15 protein-coding genes and 1 tRNA gene are annotated in these 20,265 nt (G+C 74.5%); 11 read left to right on the forward strand and 5 right to left on the reverse strand.

Annotated features, from left to right (window positions below; all coding sequences use genetic code 11):
• Positions 1-16: 16 nt before the first annotated feature.
• Positions 17-3,451 carry an error-prone DNA polymerase gene (locus tag ACF0H8_RS09040; protein ID WP_395288613.1) on the forward strand — a complete coding sequence of 1,145 codons (3,435 nt, stop codon included), beginning with the start codon at positions 17-19 and terminating at the stop codon, positions 3,449-3,451.
• 63 nt (positions 3,452-3,514) lie between these two features.
• Here ACF0H8_RS09040 and ACF0H8_RS09045 read toward each other — a convergent pair whose 3' ends face one another.
• From ACF0H8_RS09045 to ACF0H8_RS09055, 3 genes are all read right to left on the reverse strand, one after another.
• Positions 3,515-4,879 carry an AI-2E family transporter gene (locus tag ACF0H8_RS09045; RefSeq protein WP_395288614.1) on the reverse strand — a complete coding sequence of 455 codons (1,365 nt, stop codon included), beginning with the start codon at positions 4,877-4,879 and terminating at the stop codon, positions 3,515-3,517.
• A gap of 83 nt (positions 4,880-4,962) precedes the next feature.
• Positions 4,963-5,946: an aminoglycoside phosphotransferase family protein gene (locus tag ACF0H8_RS09050; protein WP_395288615.1), complete on the reverse strand. Its 984-nt coding sequence runs from the start codon at positions 5,944-5,946 to the stop codon at positions 4,963-4,965.
• Positions 5,946-6,650 (reverse strand): HAD hydrolase-like protein, encoded by a 705-nt coding sequence (locus ACF0H8_RS09055; RefSeq protein WP_395288616.1) that lies wholly within the window; start codon positions 6,648-6,650, stop codon positions 5,946-5,948. The genes ACF0H8_RS09050 and ACF0H8_RS09055 overlap by 1 nt, the downstream gene beginning before the upstream one ends.
• Before the next feature lie 66 nt (positions 6,651-6,716).
• Here ACF0H8_RS09055 and ACF0H8_RS09060 point away from each other — a divergent pair, with 66 nt between their 5' ends.
• The 8 genes from ACF0H8_RS09060 to ACF0H8_RS09095 all read left to right on the forward strand — a co-directional run bounded on the left by ACF0H8_RS09060 (position 6,717) and on the right by ACF0H8_RS09095 (position 14,562).
• Positions 6,717-7,916 (forward strand): MFS transporter, encoded by a 1,200-nt coding sequence (locus tag ACF0H8_RS09060; RefSeq protein WP_395288617.1) that lies wholly within the window; start codon positions 6,717-6,719, stop codon positions 7,914-7,916.
• Positions 7,917-8,101: 185 nt separating this feature from the next.
• Entirely contained in the window at positions 8,102-8,551 is a 450-nt protein-coding gene (locus tag ACF0H8_RS09065) for a hypothetical protein (protein ID WP_395288618.1), read from the forward strand.
• 57 nt (positions 8,552-8,608) lie between these two features.
• Positions 8,609-9,517: a D-hexose-6-phosphate mutarotase gene (locus ACF0H8_RS09070; protein ID WP_395288619.1), complete on the forward strand. Its 909-nt coding sequence runs from the start codon at positions 8,609-8,611 to the stop codon at positions 9,515-9,517.
• 170 nt (positions 9,518-9,687) lie between these two features.
• Complete coding sequence (locus ACF0H8_RS09075) at positions 9,688-10,128, forward strand: Fur family transcriptional regulator (protein WP_395288620.1); 441 nt, start codon at positions 9,688-9,690, stop codon at positions 10,126-10,128.
• On the forward strand, positions 10,125-11,693 hold the full coding sequence (locus ACF0H8_RS09080) for a catalase (protein ID WP_395288621.1): 1,569 nt from the start codon (positions 10,125-10,127) through the stop codon (positions 11,691-11,693). Before ACF0H8_RS09075 ends, ACF0H8_RS09080 begins: the two co-directional genes overlap by 4 nt.
• 203 nt (positions 11,694-11,896) lie before the next feature.
• Positions 11,897-12,145, forward strand: coding sequence for a hypothetical protein (locus ACF0H8_RS09085; RefSeq protein ID WP_395288622.1), 249 nt, complete (start codon positions 11,897-11,899; stop codon positions 12,143-12,145).
• A gap of 350 nt (positions 12,146-12,495) precedes the next feature.
• Positions 12,496-13,164, forward strand: a complete 669-nt coding sequence (locus ACF0H8_RS09090) for a response regulator transcription factor (RefSeq protein WP_395290847.1) — start codon at positions 12,496-12,498, stop codon at positions 13,162-13,164.
• Positions 13,165-13,287: 123 nt separating this feature from the next.
• On the forward strand, positions 13,288-14,562 hold the full coding sequence (locus ACF0H8_RS09095) for an ATP-binding protein (RefSeq protein ID WP_395288623.1): 1,275 nt from the start codon (positions 13,288-13,290) through the stop codon (positions 14,560-14,562).
• Between the two features lie 47 nt (positions 14,563-14,609).
• On the opposite strand, the gene ACF0H8_RS09100 is transcribed toward ACF0H8_RS09095, so the two are convergent.
• Positions 14,610-14,695, reverse strand: a tRNA-Leu gene (locus tag ACF0H8_RS09100).
• Positions 14,696-14,886: 191 nt separating this feature from the next.
• Between ACF0H8_RS09100 and ACF0H8_RS09105 the strand changes: the two genes are divergently transcribed.
• Positions 14,887-15,954: a GNAT family N-acetyltransferase gene (locus ACF0H8_RS09105; protein ID WP_395288624.1), complete on the forward strand. Its 1,068-nt coding sequence runs from the start codon at positions 14,887-14,889 to the stop codon at positions 15,952-15,954.
• A gap of 82 nt (positions 15,955-16,036) precedes the next feature.
• Positions 16,037-18,172 carry a M3 family metallopeptidase gene (locus ACF0H8_RS09110; RefSeq protein ID WP_395288625.1) on the forward strand — a complete coding sequence of 712 codons (2,136 nt, stop codon included), beginning with the start codon at positions 16,037-16,039 and terminating at the stop codon, positions 18,170-18,172.
• Between the two features lie 352 nt (positions 18,173-18,524).
• On the opposite strand, the gene ACF0H8_RS09115 is transcribed toward ACF0H8_RS09110, so the two are convergent.
• The gene (locus ACF0H8_RS09115) at positions 18,525-20,264 is read right to left on the reverse strand and encodes an acetyl/propionyl/methylcrotonyl-CoA carboxylase subunit alpha (protein ID WP_395288626.1); all 1,740 of its coding nucleotides are present in this window, start codon (positions 20,262-20,264) and stop codon (positions 18,525-18,527) included.
• Between the last annotated feature and the right edge of the window lies 1 nt (position 20,265).

Raw genomic sequence — 20,265 nt, forward strand, 5'->3', positions numbered from 1 at the left:
TCGATATCATGGTGGCATGTCGGCGCGGTACGCCGAGCTGCACGCGCACTCGGCCTTCAGCTTCCTCGACGGCGCAAGCCAGCCCGAGGAGCTCGCCGCCGAGGCCGCCCGGCTGGGCCTGGAGGCGCTGGCCCTGACCGACCACGACGGCCTCTACGGCGTCGTCCGGCTGGCCGAGGCCGCCCGCGCCCTGAGCCTGCCCACCGTGCTCGGCGCCGAGCTGAACCTGGGCACCACCGGGCGGGCCGGCGCCAGCGCCGGCGCGGTGATGGACCCCGACGGCACGCACCTGCTCGTGCTCGCCCGCGGGCCGGAGGGGTACCGGCGCCTCTCGCGGGCCATCGCCCAGGCGCACCTGGGGTCGGGGGCCAAGGGGCGGGCCGATTACGTCCTGGAGGACCTCGCCGCCCAGGCGGCGGGGGAGTGGCTCGTGCTCACCGGCTGCCGCAAGGGGGCGGTCCGCCGGGCCCTCGAGGGCGGCGGCCGGAGCGACGGCGCGCGGGCCGCCCGCGCCGAGCTCGACCGGCTCACCGCCCTGTTCGGGCGCGACAACGTCGCGGTGGAGATCACCGACGGCGGCTCGCCGCTGGACTCCGCCCGGAACGACGCCCTCGCCGGCCTCGCCCGGGCCGCGCGTCTGCCGCTGGTCGCCACCGGTGCGGTGCACTGCGCCCGGCCGGGCGACCAGGTGCTCGTCGACGTCCTGGCGGCCACCCGGGCGCGGGCCAGCCTGGAGGAGATCGACGGCTGGCTTCCGGCCGCCCCGGCGCACCTGCGCTCGGCCGCCGAGATGGCCGCCCGGCACCACCGCCACCCCGACGCCGTCGCCGCCTCCGTGGCGCTCGCCGCCGAGTGCGCCTTCGACCTGCAGCTGGTCGCCCCGGACCTGCCGCCGCACCCCGTCCCGCCCGGCCACACGGAGGCCACCTGGCTGCGCGAGCTGACCTACCGCGGCGCCGCCGAGCGCTACGGCCCGCGGGGGGCGGAGCGGGTGCCCGGCGCCTACGACATGATCGAGCACGAGCTCGGCATCATCGAGGACCTGCACTTCCCCGGGTACTTCCTCATCGTCCACGAGATCGTGGAGTTCTGCCGCAGCCGGCACATCCTGTGCCAGGGCCGGGGGTCGGCGGCCAACTCGGCGGTGTGCTTCGCCCTGGGGATCACCGCCGTGGACGCCGTCCAGCACCGCCTGCTCTTCGAGCGCTTCCTCTCGCCCGGGCGCTCGGGGCCGCCGGACATCGACCTCGACATCGAGTCGCGCCGTCGCGAGGAGGTCATCCAGTTCGTCTACGAGCGCTACGGGCGCGAGCACGCCGCCCAGGTGGCCAACGTCATCTCCTACCGGCCCCGCTCCGCGGTGCGCGACGCCGCCCGCGCCTTCGGCTACGGCGTCGGCCAGCAGGACGCGTGGTCCAAGGGGATCGAGCGGTGGCGGAGCCTGCGGGGGCCGGACGGCCAGCACGGCGTGGTGACCCGGGACGGGCCCGCGCCGGAGCCCGCGGACGACCTCGGCGGCATCCCGGACCACGTCGTCGACGTCGCCGAGCAGATGCTGCGGCTCCCGCGGCACCTCGGGATCCACTCCGGCGGCATGGTGCTGTGCGACCGGCCCGTCATCGAGGTGTGCCCGGTGGAGTGGGCGACCATGCCCGGGCGCACCGTGCTGCAGTGGGACAAGGACGACTGCGCCGATGCCGGCCTGGTCAAGTTCGACCTGCTCGGCCTGGGCATGCTCACCGCGCTGCGGCTGGCCTTCGACGCCATCAACGCGGCCGAGGGGCGCGGCACGCCCGGCGGTCCGCCCGAGCTGGGCCTGCACAGCCTGCCCCAGGAGGACAGGTGCGTGTACGACCTGCTGTGCGCGGCGGACACGGTCGGGGTGTTCCAGGTGGAGTCCCGCGCGCAGATGGCGACGCTGCCCCGGCTGCGGCCCCGGTGCTTCTACGACATCGTCGTCGAGGTCGCGCTCATCAGACCCGGCCCGATCCAGGGCGACTCGGTCAACCCCTACATCAACCGGCGTGTGGGCCGGGAGGAGGTGACCTACCTGCACCCGCTGCTCGAGCCGGCGCTGTCGAAGACCCTCGGCGTGCCGCTGTTCCAGGAACAGCTCATGCAGATCGCGATCGACGTCGCCAACTTCTCCCCGGCCGAGGCGGACCAGCTGCGCAAGGCCATGGGGTCGAAGCGCTCGACCGAACGCATGGAGGCCCTGCACGGCCGCCTCCTGGCGGGCATGCAGGACAACGGGGTCACGGGGCCGGTGGCCGAGGCGGTCTACGAGAAGCTCAGGGCCTTCGCGGACTTCGGCTTCCCCGAGTCCCACGCGTTCTCCTTCGCCTACCTCGTGTACGCCTCGGCCTGGCTCAAGGTTCACCATCCCGAGGCCTTCTACGCCGCGCTGCTGGCCGCTCAGCCGATGGGGTTCTACTCGCCGCAGTCGCTCGTGGCCGACGCCCGCCGGCACGGGGTCGCGGTGCTGCGTGCCGACGTCAACGCCTCGGCGGTGCAGGCCGAGGTGGAGCGGGCGTCCGGTGGTGGCGGGCGGGTGCCCGGCGGTGAGGAGCGGGCGCCCGGTGGTGAGGAGCAGGGGCCCGGTGGTGGCGAGCGGGTGCAGGGGGAGCCTGCCCGGTCGCAGGCCGAGCTGGTCCATCCCCATCCCGACCTCGCGGTGCGGCTGGGCCTGGCGCCCGTACGAGGCGTGGGGGAGAAGACCGCCGAGCGGATCGTCACCGAGCGGGAGAAGGGCGGGGAGTACAGGGATCTCGCGGACCTCGCCCGGCGCGTCGACCTGTCCGCCGCCCAGCTCGAGACCCTGGCGACCGCCGGCGCGCTGGGGTGCTTCGGTCTCGAGCGGCGCGAGGCGTTGTGGGCCGCGGGTGTGCTCGCGGGAGAGCACGGCACCCGGCACGCACGGGGGCGCGGTCGGGGTGGCACCACCCGCGCCCGGTCGGCGGAGGACGGCAACGGCGTGTGGTACCAGCCGCCGTTGCCGGGTACCGCCGTCGGGACCGATGCTCCCGCGTTGCCCGGGATGGACCCGGTCGAGACCGCCGTGGCGGACGTCTGGGCCACCGGGGTCTCGCCGGACTCGTTCCCGACCCAGTTCCGCCGGGCGGACCTGACAGCGGACGGGGTGCTGTCGGTGGCGGACCTGGCCAGGCGCGGGCCGGGGGAGCGGCTGCGGGTGGCCGGTGTGGTGACGCACCGCCAGCGGCCCGGGACGGCCGGCGGGGTGACCTTCCTGTCGCTGGAGGACGAGACGGGCCTGCTCAACGTCGTCTGCTCGGCAGGCCTGTGGGCGCGCTACCGGCAGGTCGCCCGCCGCAGCGCCGCGCTGGTGGTGCGCGGCACCCTCGAGCGGGCCGACGGCGTGACGAACCTCGTCGCGGACGAGCTCTCCCCGTTGAGCCTCGTGGTGCCGTCCGTCTCCCGCGACTTCCGGTAGGTGATCGTCCCTCCACCAGTCACAGCGCAGGGACTGTCACCGCCGGCCGGGGCCACTTCCGCCTCAGTCGACGATGCGGTCCGTCCGCCGGACGACGCCGCGGGCGGCGGGCAACGCTCCCTCCAGCGGCGGCTCCACCTGCCGCAACGCGGAGTAGACCGCCCAGATCACGGCCAGCAGAGGGATGGCGATGACGGCGCCGAGCAGGCCGCCGAGGAACGTCCCGGCGGTGACGCCGAGCGCGACCACGACAGGGTGCAGGGACACCTGCTTGCCCATGACCAGCGGCTCGAGGATGTGTCCCTCGATCTGCCCGATGGCCGCCACGCCGATCGTGACGATGAGGGCGGCGACGAAGCCCTCGGCCGCGAGGGCGACCACGGCCGCCACGATCATCGCGGCGGGCGCGCCGATGAGAGGGATGAACGCCCCGATGAAGACCAGCACGGCGAGCGGCGCCGCCAGCGGCACGCCGACGATGGACAGAAGGATGAAGGCCAGCACGCCGTCGAAGCTGGCCACGATCATCGTTCCCCTGGCATAGCCGGAGAAGGTGTACCAGCCGGCGCTCGCGGCGGCGTGCATCCGCTCGCGGTTCCGCATCGGGAGCTGGCTGAGGAACCACTGCCACATGTCCTTGCCGCGGGCGAGGAAGAAGATGGTCACGAACAGGCTCAGGGCGAGCACGGTGAAGATCAGGACGAGGGCGCCGGCGTTGCTGAACAAGGTTCCTGCGAGGTCCGCGGCGTTCTCCTGCAGATATGTGCTCGCCTGGTCGACGAGCTGGTTGATCGCCTCGTTGATCTCGGCCTGGGTGAAGTGGAACGGTAGGGGCCCGCTCTCGAAGAACTCGAGGATGGTGTCGATGCCGTCGCCGAACCGTGCCGCGAGGGTCGACCACTGGCCGGCGACGGAGGTGATGACGTACGTCAGCAGTCCGGCGACCACACCGAAGCCGCCCAGCAGCGCAAGCACGGTCGCCAGGGGGCGGGGCATGTAGCGGGCCAGCCCCGTCACGATCGGGTCCAGCACCGACGTCACCACGAGGGCGATGAAGACGGCGATGAAGACCGCCTGGATCCGCGAGGTGGCGAAGACGATCATCCCGACGACGACGACGATCCCGATGAGCAGCCAGGAGGTCAGGCCGTACTTGCGGATCCACCGGGGCACGCCGTCGCCCGGTTCCACCCGTGCCGCCCGCTCGGGCAGGCGCCGGAGGGTGAGGCGCGCGGCGGCGGACGGGCGCATGGCCAGGTACGTCGTCTGGTTCGTCGTGGGCCGCGTCCGTGGCGGCTCGTCCGGCTGGGTGATGACGTGGTCGATGGAGCTGGGCCGTGAGCGGCGCACGCGGTGCGGCACGCGTCGTCCGACCTGCCGGCCCACCTGGCTCAGCACGCGCCTCGATCGGTCGCCCCACGTTTCCATCGGTCTCAGTCTGCACCACGCGTGGGCCAGCTCACGTGTCCGCGGTGCCGGGGGGAGTGCGTCGGCCCGGTCAGCGAGCTGGATCAGACCAGCCGGGCCCAGGCCTTCGCCTCAGCGAGCTCGGTCAGGGCGCCGGTGCGGTCGCCTAGCTCTGCCGCCCGCCAGAGCGCGGACTCGCACGAGCGCGCCAGCGACCAGGCGGCCACCCGGTCCGGCTCGAGGCCGCCGGCGGCAGCGCAGAGCACCCTCGTCCGGGCACGCAGGGCCGCCGTCCCCTCCCCGGCGACGGGATCGCCGAGCTGGCTGAGCATCGGCCAGGGGTCGTACGCCGGGTCGCCGGTCATCGGCTTGGGGTCGATGGCGACCCAACGGTCGCCGTCCGCGTCCCGGGCGAGGACGTTGCCGGGGTTGTAGTCCCCGTGGAGCAGGACCCGGCGTCCGGCGCCGGCGGGCAGCTCCTCGAGCAGCGTCGCGGCCTCGGCGACCAGGCCGCGGTCGGCCTCCAGCGTGGTGGCGTGCCGCTGCAGACGCTCGCGCAGCAGCTGGGCCCAGCCCGTGGCCACGTCCGCGAGGTCGGCGACGCCCGACGGGTTCGCGCCGCCGACGTCGGCGCCCACGCCGTGCAGCATCCCCAGCAGCTCGCCGGCCAGCTCCAGGCGCGTCTCGTTGCGGCCCTCAGCCAGCGGGCGGTCCTCCGCCAGGGAGTGGCCCGGACGGCAGCGGCGGAGCAGCAGGGTCGCGGCCCCGGCGTCGAGATCGAGCAGCTCAGCGGCGCCGCGGCCGGCCCACGCCCGCAGCGCGACCGCCTCTCCCGCCGTCTCCGGGTGCGGGAAGACGATCTTGACCACGGCGTCGTCACCGTCGGCGGTGCGCGCCGGGGCCGTCCACGCGGCCCGTCCACCCTCGAACGGTGGCTCGAGGCGCAGCCCCCACCGCGTGCGCGCGCGGTCCACCAGGACGGGCAGGCGGCGCAGCCAGACCTCGCCGTCCCGGGTGGGCGCGAGCGCCGCGGCGAGGGCCGCCGGCACGGGCACCGGGTCCGGGCCGCTCGGTGCCTGCCCGCTCATCAGGCGACCGGCACCGCGACGCCGAGCAGCGCGGCGAGCTCGGCGGCGTCGGCGGCGACGGCGTAGGCGCCGTCCGCCTCGTCCTGGTGGCCGTAGCCCCAGCCGGCCAGCACGGCGGGCACGCCGTGCGCGGCGGCGCCCTCGACGTCGTGGTGGCGGTCGCCGACCATGACGGCGCCCGTGACGTCCGCGCCCGCGGCGCGCAGGGCCGCGAGCGCGTCCTGGACCACCTCGGCCTTGGTGCTGCGGGCGTCGGTCGCCCCGCACACGGCGGTGAAGCACTGAGCCAGGCCGGTCCCTTCCAGGATCGGCGAGGCCATGGTCAGGAGCTTGGAGGTGGCGAGGGCGAGGGGCAGCCCGGCGTCGTGCAGCGCGCGCACGAGCTCCGGCATGCCGGGGTAGACATCGACGTCGAGCATGCGGCCGGTGTACGTCGCGCGGTAGACCTCGACGACGTCCTCGAGGTCCGCCGCCCGCACGCCGCCGATCTCGGTCAGACCCACGCGGATGGGCGGGCCGACGAACCGGCGCAGCTGGTCCGGGGCGGGCGCGGGGTACCCGAAGGCGGTCAGCGCCTCGACGATCGAGGTCGTGATGGCGGCGCCGGAGTCGGTGATGGTGCCGTCAAGGTCCAGGAGGACCGCGGTGGGGCGCAGGGGTGCCGGGGCGGCGGCCGAGGTGAGGGTGCCGGTGGGCGAGGTCATGGGTGGGGCGCTCCTTAGGGGGGACCAGCCCAGGGTAGGCGGCGGTCGCCGTCCTAAGGTGTGCCGGTGACCACACCCGTGCGTGCCGACGGGCTCCGGCCGCGCACGCCGGCGTACCGGCGGGCGCTGCTGGCGCTGTTCGGCACCGGGCTGGCCACGTTCGCCCTCCTGTACATGGTCCAGCCCCTGCTCGCGCTCGTCGCCGCGCAGTTCTCGGTGGGCGCCACCGAGGCGAGCCTGCTGCTCTCGGTGCCGACCGCCGCCATCGCGCTGGCCGTGCTGCCGCTGGCGCGCCTGTCGGAGCTGCTGGGGCGGGCGCGCGTGATGGGCCTGGGGCTGGCCGTGGCCGCGGTCGCCGGCCTGGCCCTCGCGGCGGCCCCCGGCTGGCCCGCGCTGCTCGCGCTGCGCGCCGTGCAGGGCGTGGCGCTCGCGGGCGTGCCGGCGGCGGCGCTGGCTTGGGTCGCGGAGGAGATCCATCCCTCCGCGGTCACCCGGGTGGGGGGCCTGTACATCGCCGGGACGACGGTCGGCGGCATGGCCGGGCGCCTGCTCGGCGGCGTGGCGGCGGACGTCTGGGGCTGGCGCGGCGCGGTGCTGCTCGTCAGCGCGCTCGCGGCGCTCGCCGCCGCCGCCGGGCTGTGGCTCCTGCCCGCCGCGACGCGCCGGCCGCCCGGCGGCGCACCGGCCACCGCTGGCGCTACCGGCCGGCGCGCGGCGCGGGTGCGGGCTTACCTGGTGGGCGGGCTGGGCATGGCGATGTTCGTGGGCGTGTTCAACGTCGTCGTCTTCCGCACCACCGGAGCGCCGTACGACCTCGGTGCCGCCGCGGCGTCGTCGTTCTTCCTCACCTACCTCGCCGGCACCTTCACGTCCGCGCTCGCGGGCCGGCTCACCGGGCGCGTGGGCCTGCGGTGGGCCGTGCTGATCGGCCTGGCGGGCTGCGCCGTCGGGCTGGCGGTCACGCTCGCGGAACCGCTCGCCCTTGTCTGGCTCGGCCTGCTGCTCGTCGCCGCCGGCTTCTTCCTGGCCCACGCGGTGGCCAGCTCGACGGCGCCGCGGCTGGCCGAGCGCCCCTCCGCGGCTTCCGCCCGCTACACGCTCGCGTACTACCTGGGCTCCTCCGCCGGCGGGGTGCTGCTCGGCCAGGCCTGGGAGCGCGCCGCCTGGGGCGGGGCCGTCCTCGCCGGTCTGGCGCTGCTCGTGGCCGCGGGCCTGGCCGCCGCGGGGCTCCCCGGCCGGCGGGTCGCGACGCGCGGACGCGGCTGAGGCACAGGGCGCCGCGTGCCGGGGCACCGCGCACGCGACCGCCTGCCGCGGCACCGAGGCGCGCCGCCGCTACGGGCACCGGCGCACGCCGCCGTCCGCGAGCATTGCCGTGCGGCGCGCCGGACGAGGCCGTGGCAGGCTGGCAGCAGCGCCAGCACGCGCCGCGAGGACGTCAGGAGGTACCCGTGGGGAAGGTCGGAACGCTCATCAAGGTGGCCGTCGCCGCCGGGCCCACGGTGTGGGAGACCGTCCGCAGGCTCGCTCCCGTGCTCACCAAGCTGCGGCAGGAGAACCCCGAGGTGTTCAACGCCGTCACCGAGCAGGTTACGCGTCTGGCGCGGGCCCGCCGGGAGGGGCGGGGCCCGGAGGCGCTGCGCCGCCGCATCGACGTCCTGCGCGAGCAGGTGGCCTACCTCGTGGCCTCGGCCGACGACGAGGGGGAGCGCCGTCGCGCCGAGGGGTGGCGCCGTCAGCTGGACAAGCTGGAGGCCTCCCTGCCGCTGCTCGGCGCCATGAGCAGCCATGCCGGCGCCCGCGAGGCCAAGCACATCGACGAACGGATCGACGCCCTGTCAGAGGAGGTCCTCTCCGCGTTCATCGACGAGCAGCGCGAGGACCACCAGATCGAGCAGTGAGCGGCAAGTTCGTGCAACCCGAGGGCCGTGCGCGCCACGGCGGGCTAGCGTCGGGGCATGTCTGAAGCCTCGATCGCCGTCGATCTGCCCGCCTCCGTGACGCTCGCCGGGGGCGAGGGCGGCCTGCCCCTGCTCCGGGTGGACACCCCCGTGGCCACCGGTGAGGTCTACCTCCACGGCGCGCACGTCTCCGCCTGGACCCCGGCCGGGCACGACCCGGTCATCTGGATGTCCCGGGCGAGCATGTTCGCCCCCGGCCAGCCCATCCGCGGCGGTGTGCCGATCTGCTTCCCCTGGTTCGGTGGCGGCCGCGAGCCCGGGATGGCCCCGGCGCACGGCTTCGCCCGGCTCGCCGACTGGACCCTGGTGGGCGCCGAGGAGGTCGACGGCGTCGTCACCCTCGCGCTGCGGCTGACCGACGCCGACGTCGCGGGGCTGCCCGGGGTGCAGGCCTGGCCCCACGCGTTCGAGGCCACCTGCACCGTCACGTTCGGGCCCGAGCTCGGCCTCGAGCTCAGCGTGCGCAACACCGGCGCGGAGGAGTGCTCCTTCGAGGAGGCGCTGCACACCTACCTGCACGTCAGGGACGTCACCGCGGTCACCGTGGAGGGGCTCGACGGCGCCCGGTACCTGGACAAGGCGCCCGGGGCCGGCACCGACCTCGTCGCGCAGTCCGGCCCCGTCACCTTCAGCGGGGAGACCGACCGCGTGTACCGCTCGACAGGCACGGCGACCGTCGTCGAGCCCGGCGTGCGCACCATCACCGTCGCCAAGGAGGGTTCGGCGAACACCGTCGTCTGGAACCCCTGGACGGCCAAGGCGGTGGCGATGCCGGACTACGACGACGCGGAGTGGCCCACCATGGTCTGCGTCGAGACCGCGAACGCCCTCGACGACGCCGTGTCCCTCGTTCCCGGCGAGAGCCACACGATGCGGGCGCGCATCTCGGCCGCCATCCAGGCGTAGCCCGACCGCAGCACGCCCGACCAGGGAGCCCGGCGGCGACCGGCTGCGGGGCTCCTGCGCGCCGCCCGGCCCGGCGGGCTGCCCGCCCGAGCACGACGAGGCAAGCACGCCCAAGACACGACGGACTCATTTACTTGAGTAGTTCCAGATTGGGTGACAGGATACGGACCATGACCACGGCCTATCCGGAGATGCTGCGCAAGGCAAACCTGCGCGTGACGGCGCCCCGGGTCGCCGTGCTGGCCGAGGTCGACGCGCGCCCCCACGCCGACGCCGAGACCATCCGCGCCGCGGTGCACGAGCGGCTGGGGTCGGTGTCCACGCAGGCCGTCTACGACGTCCTGCATGCCCTCACCGAGGCGGAGATCCTCCGGAGGATCGAGCCCGAGGGGTCGCCGGGCCGCTATGAGCTGCGCCGGGGCGACAACCATCACCACCTCGTCTGCCGCGCGTGCGGCCGCGTCGAGGACGTCGCCTGCGCCACCGGTGCGGCGCCGTGCCTGCACGCGAGCGAGGACCACGGCTTCGTCATCGACAGCGCCGAGGTCATCTACTGGGGCACCTGTCCCTCCTGCCTGTCCGAGTCCGAACCCACGAAGGAGAACGCATGACCGAGACCAACGGGGCGCTGCCCACCGGGAACCGGGGCACCGGGTCCACCACCGACTTCGGCGCGCCGGCCGTGTCCGACCGCAACTCGCTGAGCGTGGGCTCCAACGGCCCGCTGCTGCTCCACGACGTCCGCCTCGTCGAGACCCTCGCGCACTTCAACCGCGAGCGCGTGCCGGAGCGCAACCCGCACGCCAAGGGCGCCGGCGCCTTCGGCGTGTTCGAGACCACCGAGGACGTCTCGCGCTACACCAAGGCCGCCCTGTTCCAGAAGGGCGCCAAGACGGACATGCTCGCCCGGTTCTCCACCGTCGCCGGCGAGCAGGGCTCGCCCGACACGTGGCGGGACGTGCGCGGCTTCTCGCTGAAGTTCTACACGACCGAGGGCAACTACGACCTCGTCGGCAACAACACGCCCGTGTTCTTCGTGCGCGACCCCATGAAGTTCCCGCACTTCATCCGCTCGCAGAAGCGCCGCGGCGGCAACGGCCTGCGCGACAACAACATGCAGTGGGACTTCTGGACCCACAACCCCGAGTCGGCCCACCAGGTCACCTACCTCATGGGCGACCGCGGCCTGCCCAAGACGTGGCGGCACATGAACGGCTACGGCTCGCACACCTACATGTGGGTCAACGCCGCAGGCGAGAAGTTCTGGGTGAAGTACCACTTCCACACCAACCAGGGCCTGCAGAACATGAGCAACGACGAGGCGGAGCGCCTCGCCGGGGCCGACGCCGACTTCCACCGCCGTGACCTCTCGGAGGCCATCGACCGCGGCGAGTTCCCGAGCTGGGAGATGTCGGTCCAGGTCATGCCGTACGAGGAGGCCAAGACCCACCGCGTCAACCCCTTCGACCTGACCAAGACGTGGTCCCACAAGGACTACCCGCTGATCAAGGTCGGCACCATGACGCTGAACCGGAACCCGGAGAACTTCTTCGCGGAGATCGAGCAGGCCGCGTTCGCGCCGTCCAACCTCGTCCCCGGCATCGGCGTCTCCCCGGACAAGATGCTGCTCGGCCGCGTCTTCGCCTACGCCGACGCCCAGCGCGCCCGCATCGGCACCAACTACGCTCAGCTGCCGGTCAACAAGCCGATCAACGAGGTGAACTCCTACACCTTCGACGGCAACATGACTTATCAGCACCGCGGCGACGCCCCGGTGTACGCGCCGAACTCCTACGACCGCACCTGGTCCGACGAGACCGGCCCGGTGGACGACGGCTGGGAGGCCGACGGCGAGATGGTGCGCAGCGCCTACTCGCTGCACGCCGAGGACGACGACTTCACCCAGCCGGGGATTCTCGTGCGCGAGGTGTTCGACGACGCCCAGCGTGAGCGCCTGGTCCAGACGGTCGCCGGCCACCTCGCCGGCGGCGTGAAGGAGCCGGTCCTGTCCCGCGCGTTCCAGTACTGGAAGAACGTCGATCAGAACATCGGCGAGCGGATCGAGCGGGCGTACCACGCCGCGAAGACCGACGACAGCCCCGGGGCGACCTCCGACGCCCCCGAGCGCCCCGCCGGTGAGTCGGTGCTGGCCGACGCCCGCACCCACGCCGGCTGACGACGACGGACGATGGCCCGGTGACCGCACGGTCGCCGGGCCATCGTCCTGTCCGGGCTCGGACCTGCCTGGCTTCGCGCCGGGTTGCCGGGGCCTGCTGGGCGCGTTCACGGGTCTTGGCGGCCAGGGCCGCCCGAGGTCGGCAGCCAGCACGGGCAGGTAGACGGTCGAACGCACGTTCGAACTCGCGCTAGGATCGTCGCGTGGGCGTCGAGCAGGTTCCGTTACGAGACCAGCCGGACAGCCTGGGCCCGCCGCAGTACGGCCGGCCGGTCCACCAGGCGGACGAGCCGCTGCCCGTTACCGCGTGGATCCACACCCGCTCGGGCCACCAGCGCGTGGAGGGGGTAGCCGTGGCGTGGACGGCGAAGGCGGTGCGGCTGCGGTACATGGACGACCACGGCCGCGAGGGGTACGCCTGGGTCTGGGCGAACGCCGTCACCCGTCGCTGACGGCGGGCGCAACGCGCGACGGCGGCGGCTTCCGGGGCCGGTTTCCGCCGGAAACTGGCGCCAGCACGCGGATTTCCGTGCTGACACGGCCGACAGGTTCGTTCAGGTTCCGTTCAGCCAGTCTTCTGCACAGTTGCGACGCCCGATGTACCCAACGAGAAGGAACTCCGATGCATCGCAAGCTCGTCAGCGGCGCCGCAGCCGCTGCTCTCACCCTGGCCGCGCGGCGTGGGTGCGCGGCCGCTCCGCACGGGCCACCGGGGGCGGTCGGGAGGGATCCCGGCCGCCCTCCGCCGCACCCCCGGGTCTACCTTGGGAGAGTGCGCCCGTGCGGACGGCGGGGAGGCATGGTGCGCGTCCTGGTGGTGGAAGACGAACGGCCGCTCGCGACCGCGGTACGGCGAGCGCTCGAGGCCGAGGGCTTCAGCGTCGCCGTCGCAGGTGACGGCGTCGACGGTGACTGGCGGGCCTGCGAGCAGAGCTTCGACGCCATGGTCCTGGACGTGATGCTGCCAGGCATGTCCGGCTACGACGTCTGCCGGCGGCTGAGGGAGCGGGGCGATGCCACGCCGATCCTCTTCCTCACCGCGAAGGACGGCGAGTACGACGAGGCCGACGCGCTGGACATCGGCGGGGACGACTTCATCTCCAAGCCGTTCTTGCCGGTCGCGCTCGCGGCCCGACTGCGCGCCCTGACCCGCCGGGTCACCCGGGGTGGGGAGCCGGCGATCCAGGTGGGACCGCTCCGGGTCGACGCCGGCCACCAGCGGGCCTGGCTCGATGGCGAGGAGCTCCACCTCACGGCCCGGGAGCTGGCGCTGCTGACCTACCTGGCTCACCGCGGGGAGCACGTGGTCAGCAAGGCGGAGATCCTCGAGCACGTCTGGGACCCGGCGTTCGAGGGTGACGCCAACGTCGTGGAGGTCTACGTCGGCAGGCTGCGCCGCAAGCTCGGGCCCGAGGTCGACATCCTGACGGTCCGGGGCGTCGGCTACCGGCTGAGCGGGCGAGCGAGATGAGGCCGGCGCGGCTCGGCATCCGCGCCCGCACCACGCTCACGGCGACGATGGTGGTCGCGGTGATCCTGGTGCTCGCGGGGACGGCGCTCACCTTCCTGCTCCGTGGTGAGCTGAGGGCCGGGTGTGGACGCCTCAGCCCGGGAACGGGCCGAGCACGTGGCCTCTCTGCTCGACACGGAGGCGCTGAGGACCGTCGTCGAGGCCGAGCACGACTCGAGGAGCCTCGTGCAGGTGCTCGACAGCACCGGCCGGGTCGTCGTGGCGAGCGGCAGCATCTGGGGCGAACCGGCCGTTGCCGAGCCGACGCCGGAGGCGCGCCTGACGACCCGGACCGACCTTCCGGTGGACGAGGGGCAGGCCTACCGCGTCCTTGTCCAGCCGGTGGAGGACCCGGCCGGGGCGGTGGTCGTCGCGCTCTCCCTCGCCCCCGTGGACCGTGTCGTGGCAGACACGGCCCGGCTGGTGCTCGCCATCTTCCCCGGGGTGCTGGCCCTCACCGTGCTCGTCTGCTGGGCCAGCGTCGGGCGGGCGCTCGCGCCGGTGGAGCGGATCCGGCGCAAGGCGGCGACCATCGGCGCCGGTGACCTCTCCCAGCGGGTGCCGCTCCCGCGCGCGCACGACGAGCTGCGCCGGCTCGCCGAGACCATGAACTCGATGCTGAGCCGCATCCAGGACGCCCACGAGCGGCAGCGTCACTTCGTCTCCGACGCCTCCCACGAGCTCCGGAGCCCGCTCGCCAACGAGCAGGCCATGGTCGAGGTCGCCCTCGCCCGCAAGGACCTGCGGCTCTGGCAGGAGATCGGGGCCGACCTGCAGGTCGAGCAGGCACGGATGCGCGACCTCGTCGACGACCTGCTCCTCCTGGCCCGGCTCGACGGCCACGTCCCGCTCCGTCAGCGTGAGGTGGGCCTGGACGAGGTCGTCCACGAGCACGCCAGCCGGCTTCGGCGGTGCGGGCGGTTGCGGGTCGTCGTGGCGCCGCTGCCGGCGCTGCGGGTGCATGGCGACCCGGCGCAGCTCACCAGGGTCGTCCGCAACCTGACGGACAACGCGCGGCGCCACGCCGCCACGACGGTGACCCTCGAGCTGGCTGCGGACGGCGGCCAGGCCGTGCTGCGCGTCGGCGACGACGGCGCCGGGGTTCTGGAGGACCAGCGGGAGCGCATCTTCGACAGGTTAACCCGGCTCGACGAGTCCCGGGGCCGGGACCACGGCGGCACCGGCCTGGGGCTGCCGATCAGCCGGGCCATCGCGGAGGCGCACGGCGGGTCGCTCGTGCTGGCGCCGACGGGGACCGGGGCGGGGGCGGTGTTCGAGCTGCGCCTGCCCTTGCTGCCGGAGGAGCCGCCCGGGCGCGGGCCCGACGCCGTTCCCGAGCGGCAACGACAAAGCCCCTGACCCGCGCGTCCGCTGGTCAGGGGCTGTGCCGTCGCTGTCTCGACGAGTGTCCGGAGGGGGACTTGAACCCCCACGCCCGATAAAGGGCACTAGCACCTCAAGCTAGCGCGTCTGCCTATTCCGCCACCCGGACAGGTGGTGCTGCGGCCGGTTCGCGAGGGTGTCTCTCCTCGTCCGCCCGGCTGGGCAACGCCGTAAAAGATAGCACGCGGCGGTCGCCCGGTCCGAACCCGCGGGGCCTGCCGGGGGAGTGATCCCGGACACGGCCGTCCGTAGCGTCGGGGAGCATCGGCGGCGCTGCCGCGAGGACGTATCGTCGGCGCCATGGAGCCCTTCACCCTGAGCACCCCGGACGGCACGCTGCTGCTGAGCACGCCCACCGCGGACGACGTCGACCGGATCGCGGCGATCTGCGCCGAGACCGAGGTGCAGCGGTGGACGACGGTGCCCAGCCCCTACACGCGGGCCGACGCGGAGGGGTTCGTCGGCACCTTCGTCCCGAAGGGCTGGGCCGCCGGCTCGCCCACGTGGGCGGTGCGCACGGTCACCGACGGCCGGACCACCCTGGTCGGGATGATCGGGCTCGCCGGCGTCACCGACGGCAAGGGGGAGATCGGCTACTGGATGGCCGCCGAGGCGCGGGGCCGGGGCATCATGACGCGCGCCGTCGGGCTGGTGCTGGACGCCGCGTTCGGCTCGGTCGGCCTGCACACGGTGCTGTGGCAGGCGGCCGTGGGCAACTGGCCCTCCTGGCGCGTGGCGTGGCACCACGGCTTCCGCAAGGAGGGGACCGTGCGGGCGCTCACCCACGCCCGGGGGCAGTGGTCGGACGGATGGATCGGCACCCTGCAGCGCGAGGACCCGCGCGAGCCGGTGGCGCCCTGGGACGGGCCCGGTACGGAGGCGGGCGCCGTCGCGCCGCCGTCGCCGCGTGACCCGGAAGCGCTGGTGCGCCAGTTCCACGACACCTACCGGCTGCCCGTGGTCTCCGACGCGCCGAGCGTGGACCGCGACCGCGTGCACATGCGCATGGCCCTCGTCGCGGAGGAGCTCGCCGAGCTGGTCGAGGCGGTCTACGGGGAGGCGGCCGGGGCGGAGATGTCCGCGGCGTTCACCCGGGCGGTGGCCGCGGACGACGGCACCCGGGACACCGTCGAGGCGGCCGACGCCCTCGGCGACCTGACGTACGTCATCTACGGGATGGCGCTCGAGTGCGGCATCCCGCTCGACGAGGTGCTCGGGGAGATCCAGGCCTCCAACCTCTCCAAGCTGGGGCCGGACGGGCGGCCGATCTACCGGGAGGACGGCAAGGTGCTCAAGGGCCCGGGCTTCTTCCCGCCGGACGTCGCCGGGGTGCTGGCGCGGCACGGCTATCGGCCGGGCCGCCGCTGAGGCGCCCGCAGGGGCACGGCCCTCCAGGCGCGGCCGAGGAGGTGCCGGGGGCGTGTGGGCGCGAGCGGGCACAATGAGCGCCATGCCTGCTGACCTCCCGCGCACCGCGCCGGTGTCCCTGCTCGACGCCGGCAACCCGTTCGCCGCACCGTCGGCCCTGCCGTACGAGCTGCCGGACTTCGCCGCGGTGCGGGTGGAGCACTTCCGGCCCGCCATCGCCGCCGGGATGGCGGCCCAGCGGGAGGAGTGGGAGGCGGTGGCCACGGACCCCGCCGTGCCGGACGTGGCCAACACGCTCGAGGCGATCGAGCGCTCCGGCACCCTGCTGCGCCGCGTGATGACCGTCTTCCACACCCTCGCCAGCTCCGTCGGCGGGGACGAGATCCACGCGATCGAGTCGGAGGTCGCGCCCCGCCTGGCGGCCCACGGCGACGCCTTCTGGCTCGACCGGCGCATCTACGCCCGCCTGGAGTCCCTCGCCGCCGCGGCCCCGCTGCTGGGCCTGGACCCCGAGACGCAGTGGCTGCTGGACACCTACCGCAAGAACTTCCAGCGGGCGGGCATCCGGCTCGACGACGCCCAGCAGGAACGCCTCCGGGGGCTGAACCGGCGGATCGTCTTCCTGCAGACCGAGTTCTCCCAGCGCGTGGTCAAGGGTCTGGAGGCCGGCGCCGTCCGCGTGACCGACCCCGCGGAGCTGGCGGGGCTGGACGAGGGCACGGTCGCGGCCCTGGCCCGCAACGCGGCCGACAGGGCCGGGTCGACGCTGTCCATGCCGGGCGGCGGCCACCTGGTGACACTCATGCTGCCCACCCAGCAGCCCCTGCTGGCGCGGGCCGCGGACCGCGGCCTGAGGGCACGGCTGCTGGCCGCGTCGGTCAGCCGCGGCACCGGTGTGCACCCGGACCCCGACACCCGTGCCACGCTGCTCGAGCTGGCCCGGCTGCGCGCCGAGCGGGCCGGGCTCCTCGGCTACGACCACCACGCCGCCTACGTGGTCGAGGACGGCACCGCGGCCACCACCGAGGCGGTCAACGAGATGCTGGCCCGCCTCGCCGGCCCGGCGGCGCGCAACGCCACCCGCGAGGCCGCCGAGCTGCAGGAGGTGCTCGATGCCGACCCCGCCGTGGCCGACGGGACGCGCCTGGCGGCGTCCGACTGGGCCTACTACGCGGAGCGGCTGCGCAGGGAGCGCTTCGCCGTCGACGACGACGTCCTGCGCCCCTACCTCGAGCTCGGCACCGTGCTCGAGGAGGGCGTGTTCTTCGCCGCGAACCGGCTCTACGGCATCACGTTCCACGAGCTGCCCCTCGCCGGGTACGCCGACGGCGTGCGCGTGTGGGAGGTCAGGGAGGGGGACGGCGCCGGGCTGGGCGTGTTCGTCGGCGACTACTACGCGCGCGCCGGCAAGCGCGGCGGGGCGTGGATGCACACGCTCGTCGACCAGTCGCACCTGCTCGGGCAGCGGCCCGTCGTCGTCAACAACCTCAACATCACCCCGCCACCGGCCGGCCAGCCGACCCTCCTGACCTGGGACGAGGTGCGCACGTGCTTCCACGAGTTCGGCCACGCCCTGCACGCCTTCTTCTCCGACGTGCGCTACCCCTCGCTCTCCGGCACGTCCGTCCCGCGCGACTTCGTCGAGTACCCCTCCCAGGTCAACGAGATGTGGATGGCCAACCCGGCCGTCGTGGCACGGTTCGCCCGGCACCACGTCACCGGCGAGCCGCTGCCCCCGGAGCTGCTCGAGAAGGTCCTCTCCGTGGGCGCCTACGGGCAGGGCTTCGCGACGACGGAGTACCTCGGCGCCGCGCTGCTCGACCAGGCGTGGCACCAGGTCACCTCCGCGCAGGTGCCGACCGACGTCGCGGACGTGGCCGCCTTCGAGGCCGAGGCGCTGGAGCGTGCGGGGGTCGCCCTGGAGCTCGTGCCGCCGCGCTACCGCTCGACGTACTTCAACCACACCTTCGGCGGCGGCTACGACGCGGGCTACTACGCCTACATCTGGTCCGAGGTGCTCGACGCCGACACCGTGGAGTGGTTCAAGGAGCAGGCGCGGGACGGCGACGGCGGCCTCAACCGCGTCGCCGGCCAGCGCTTCCGCGAGGCGCTGCTCTCCCGGGGCTACTCGCAGGACCCCCTGGAGTCCTTCCGCGACCTGCGCGGGCGCGACGCGCACCTCGACCCGCTGCTGGTGCGGCGCGGCCTCACGGACTGACGACGGCGGCCCGCCCAGAGCGGGCACCGGCGAGCGCCGCCGTCCTCAGGCGGCGTGCGCCGCTCCACCAGCTCGGCGCCCCCGGCACCCTCGCGTGCCGAAGTTGCGCCCGGAGCGTGCCGACCCGCGTCATCGGCGTCACCAGTCTGCGAGCCGACGAGCTCGGCAACCGCGTGCTCCCGGGAATGGGCGTCCTGCTCGCCGTCCTCGTCTTCGCCGGCGGCCTGGTGTGCACGCCGAGGCGAGCGGATACGACTTCCCGGCCGCCGACGTCGCGGCGTTCCGGGACGTCATCGGCCCGCGCCTGGCGCGGGCGGGCTGAGCCGGTACCAGGTTTCCGGGCCAGCCGGCATCAGGCCTCGATGAGCGCGAGCGTCGCCCCGGCGTCCACGCGGTCCCCGGCCGCGACCCGGGGTTCCAGGACGCCGTCGCGGTGCGCGACCACCTTCGTCTCCGTCTTCATCGCCTCCAGGAGGACGACCGCGCTGCCCTGCGCCACCCGCGACCCCGGCTCCGCCAGCCACCTGATGACCGTGCCGCCCATCGGCGCGGTCACCGCCGCGCCGTCCTCCTCGGCGCCGGGAGCCCCGCGGTCGCCGCCGCCCGCGCCGGCCGGACCGGCGGCGAGACCGGCGAGCAGGTCGGCCGGGAGGCCGAGCACCACCCGGCGGCCGTCGACGTCGACGACCACCCGCCGGCGCTCGGGGGCGGCCGTGCCCTGCGCGAAGTCCGGGTCGGCCTCGACGCGGGCGGCGAACTCGCTCTCGATCCACGTCGTGTACACCCCGAGCCGGTCGGGCCCCGCGAAGTCCGGGTCGGCCAGCACCGCCCGGTGGAAGGGCAGGACCGTCGCCACGCCGCCGACCTCCATCTCCGCCGCCGCCCGGCGTGCCCGGCGCAGCGCCTGCTGCCGGTCGGCGCCGTGCACGATCACCTTGGCGAGGAGGGAGTCGAAGTCGCCGGAGACCACCGACCCGGCGCGCACGCCCGTGTCGACCCTGACGCCCGGCCCGCTGGGCGCCGCGAAGGTGGTGATCGTCCCGGTGGAGGGCAGGAAGCCCCGGCCGACGTCCTCGGCGTTGATCCGCAGCTCGATCGCGTGGCCGACCGGCGCGGGATCACCTCGCAGCGGGAGCCGCTCGCCGTCGGCGACGGCGAGCTGGGCCTGCACGAGGTCCACCCCGCTGGTGACCTCGGTGACCGGGTGCTCCACCTGCAGGCGGGTGTTGACCTCCAGGAAGGACAGCGACCCGTCCTGGCCCAGCAGGAACTCCACCGTGCCGGCGCCGACGTACCCGGCCTCGGCGCAGATCGCCCGGGCGCTCTCGTGGACCCGGCGGCGCTGGTCCTCGGTGAGGAAAGGCGCCGGCGCCTCCTCGACGAGCTTCTGGTGGCGCCGCTGCAGCGAGCAGTCCCGGGTGCCGACGACGACGACGTCGCCGTGGGCGTCGGCCAGCACCTGGGCCTCGACGTGGCGGGGCCGGTCCAGGAACCGCTCGACGTAGCACTCGTCCCGCCCGAACGCGGCGAGGGACTCCCGCTGCGCCGAGGCGAAGGCGTCCCCGACGTCGTCGAGGTGGCGCACCACGCGCAGCCCCCGGCCCCCGCCGCCGAAGGCGGCCTTGATGGCCACCGGCACCCCGTGCTCACGCGCGAACGCCCGGGCCGCCGCGGCGTCCGGCACCGGCCCGTCGCTGCCCGCGACGAGCGGGGCGCCGACCCGGCGGGCGATCTCGCGGGCCTCCACCTTGTCCCCGAGCACCCGGATGGTGCGCGGCGGCGGGCCGATCCAGCTCAGCCCGGCGGTGAGCACGGCCTCGGCGAACGCGGCGTTCTCGGCGAGGAACCCGTAGCCGGGGTGCACGGCGTCCGCGCCGCTGCGCCGGGCGACGTCCAGGAGCTTGCCGACGTCGAGGTAGGTCTGGGCGGCGGAGGAGCCCGGGAGGTTGTACGCCTCGTCGGCGAGCAGCACGTGCAGCGCCCCGGCGTCGGGGTCGGCGTACACCGCGACCGAGGTCAGCCCGGCGTCGGCGCAGGCGTGGACGACGCGGACGGCGATCTCGCCGCGGTTGGCGATGAGGACCTTGCGCACG

The organism is Georgenia sp. AZ-5 (genome assembly GCF_043952095.1).
Lineage (GTDB): Bacteria > Actinomycetota > Actinomycetes > Actinomycetales > Actinomycetaceae > Georgenia.